The organism is Kitasatospora nipponensis (assembly GCF_039528135.1).
GTDB lineage: Bacteria > Actinomycetota > Actinomycetes > Streptomycetales > Streptomycetaceae > Kitasatospora > Kitasatospora nipponensis.
The window spans coordinates 1-516 of the sequence record NZ_BAAALF010001172.1 but is presented as its reverse complement, the minus strand read 5'-3'; the positions used below and the strand labels follow the sequence as shown (position 1 = coordinate 516).

At 67.6% G+C, this 516-nt stretch carries 1 protein-coding gene; it reads left to right on the top strand.

Features of this window, described 5'->3' with window-relative positions:
- Positions 1 to 267 precede the first annotated feature (267 nt).
- The coding region (locus ABD323_RS45490) for a DoxX family protein (RefSeq protein WP_344447787.1) at positions 268 to 516 on the top strand (249 nt) is incomplete at its 3' end.

The following is a 516-nucleotide window of genomic DNA, read 5'->3' as shown; positions in this document are numbered from 1 at the left end:
GAAGTGCTGGCCGACTGCCCCCTCGTCCTGGACCCCCATCAGGACGTGCCCGTGTCCGGGCTTCAGCCCGTGCTCCGCCATCGCCTTCCTGACCCGTACGCCGGCGGAGTGGCCTTGGAAGGCCAGGGTCAGTACGGGAAGCTCCTCCATCACGCCGTCAACCCTACCGGGGCGGAAATCGTCAATTGCATTCAATGGTTGATAGGTATCAACTATCTGCTAGCCTCCACGACATCAGTCCGCGATCCGTCCGTCCGGAGGCCCGTCGTGTTCATCGCCTATGCCGTTACCGCGTCCCTGCTCGCGCTGCTCCTGCTGGCTTCGGCCTCGGGCAAGCTGCGGCGCGACGAGAAGATGGTGGCGAGTTTCACCGAGATCGGCGTGCCGCTCAGTTGGCTGCCGCTGCTGGCCGCCTGCGAGATCGCGGGCGCGCTCGGCCTGGTGGCCGGGATCTGGGTCGGGCCGCCCGGGGTGGCGCCCGCCGTCGGCGTCGTCCTCTATTTCGTCGGCGCGGTC